Genomic DNA, 1,814 nt, shown 5'->3' on the forward strand with positions numbered 1-1,814 from the left:
TCTGCCCACCGGCCCCAGCGCGTTGTCGGGGGGCGGCGCGGGGGGTTCGCCCCGTCCCCGGGGGTTCCCGCCCCCCGTCGGGCCCCGCCGGGGCGTGGAGGGGAGGGTTCAGCGGAAGAGGGGGAGGTGTTCCTCCAGGAAGGCCGGGAGGGTGCGCGGGACGCGCCCGGTCAGGCGGCTGATCGTCGGGTCCGGCTCCTCCTTCCGGAGCACCGCGAGCCGCTGGATCTCCACCACGTGGGTCGCCAGCCACTCCGGCATCCCGGCCCGCGTCACCAGGTGGGCGCGCAGCTCCTCGGGGGACAGGTCGACGTAGTGGACCGGCCGGCCCAGCAGCTCGCCGATCAACTCGGCCAGCTCCGGATGGCTGTACGCCCGCCCGCCGGTGAGCTCGTACGTGCCGCCCGCCAGCTCCGGCCGGGTGAGCACGTCCGCGGCGATGTCCCCGATGTCCCGCACGTCTACGTAGTTGCAGCGCGCCCGTTCCATCGCCCCGTGCACCACCCCGGCCGCGGCGATGCCGGGCGCGAGGAGGAGGAGCTTCTGCATGAACGCGTACGGCCGCAGGACGGTCGCCGCCATGCCGGAGGCGCGCAGGTGTTCCTCCACCCGGTGGTGTCCGCGCGAGACGGCCACGGGGGACAGCGGCTCCGCGGTCGGGGCGGAGATCTTCACGACGTGCTCCACGCCGCACTCCCCGGCGACCCCGATCGTGCGCAGCTCGTGCTCGACCTGGTGCGGGCCGTTGGCCATGGTGAGGAACAGCTGGTGGGCGCCCCTCAGCGCGGTGCGCAGCGACTCCGGGTCGGCCGCGTCGGCGAAGACCGGTTCGACGAGCGGGCGGGCGCTCGCGTCGAGGTCGCGGTCGAGGGTGGCGGCGAGGCGCTCGGGATCGCGACTGAGCGCTCGGGCCGGAGCGCCCAGGGCGGCGAGGCTGCGGAGGGTGGCTCCGCCGGTGGCGCCTGCTGCGCCCATGACGACGATCATGAGGTCTGCCTCTCGGGGTGGGGTGCGGGGTCGTTGCGGTGCTGCGGGGCGGCGCGGTGCGGGCGGCAGGCGCGCCAGCGGATGGTGATGAGGGTCGCGGCGATCGCCGAGGACAGCGGCAGGTCGACGGGGAGGCGGCCGGGCCAGGCCTGGTCGGCCAGTGCGGGAATCCGGGGCAGCCAGTGCGCTCCGGCGAGGCCGACGGCCAGGGCCACGGCTGCTGCGGTGACGGCGAGGACGATCGCGACTGCGGCGCGCGGCGCGCGGGCTGCCCACGCATGGGGCGGGCGGCGGCGCAGCCGGGCTCCGATGAGGGCCGCGACGACCGCCGATGTGCCGGCGATCGTGGTGACCGCGGCGAGCATCAGCTCGGGCTGGTGCGTCGCGGCGCCGCCGAGGCCGGCCATCAGGGCGGGCATGACGTAGGCGGTCAGGACTTCTCGCCGGAGGACGAATCTCGGGGGTGCGCCTGGGGCCTTCTTGCTCATGGGGGTTCCTGTTCTGTAGGGGAGGGCGCTTGATTAGGTGGCTAATTATTTGGGCGTGAGGTGGTTAGATGGCTAAGTATTGGGGTGTTTGGGTGTTTGGGTGTTTAGGTGTCGGGCGTTGGGTGCTGGGGCGTTGGGTGGGGGTGGGGGTGGGGGTGGGGTGGAGTGGGGGTGGTTAGTCGGTGGTGAGTGCGTCGATGCCCTCGACCACGCGGGCCAGGAGGTGGGGGGTAGGGCTGGGGGGGCGCGCCCCGGGGGCGCCCGCCCCGCGCGGGCGCCCGGGGGTGTGGGGCCGGGGGCGGGGGGGGCGGCGGGTGGGCGCCCCCCCCGGGGGGGTCT

General features: G+C 75.1%; 2 protein-coding genes. Both read right to left on the reverse strand.

The window, feature by feature from the left end:
* Window positions 1–108 precede the first annotated feature (108 nt).
* Window positions 109–975 carry an NmrA family NAD(P)-binding protein gene (locus ACFV4G_RS43440; RefSeq protein WP_380449188.1) on the reverse strand — a complete coding sequence of 289 codons (867 nt, stop codon included), beginning with the start codon at window positions 973–975 and terminating at the stop codon, window positions 109–111.
* 8 nt (window positions 976–983) lie between these two features.
* Window positions 984–1,475 carry a hypothetical protein gene (locus ACFV4G_RS43445; protein ID WP_380449190.1) on the reverse strand — a complete coding sequence of 164 codons (492 nt, stop codon included), beginning with the start codon at window positions 1,473–1,475 and terminating at the stop codon, window positions 984–986.
* Window positions 1,476–1,814 lie beyond the last annotated feature (339 nt).

It is taken from the genome of Kitasatospora sp. NPDC059747, from assembly GCF_042732955.1.
In the GTDB taxonomy this organism is placed as follows: domain Bacteria; phylum Actinomycetota; class Actinomycetes; order Streptomycetales; family Streptomycetaceae; genus Kitasatospora.

Coding starts and splice junctions, on each gene's coding strand:
- ACFV4G_RS43440 (WP_380449188.1), bottom strand. CDS start 975: ATGGGCGCAGCAGGCGCCACCGGCGGAGCCACCCTCCGCAGCCTCGCC.
- ACFV4G_RS43445 (WP_380449190.1), bottom strand. CDS start 1,475: ATGAGCAAGAAGGCCCCAGGCGCACCCCCGAGATTCGTCCTCCGGCGA.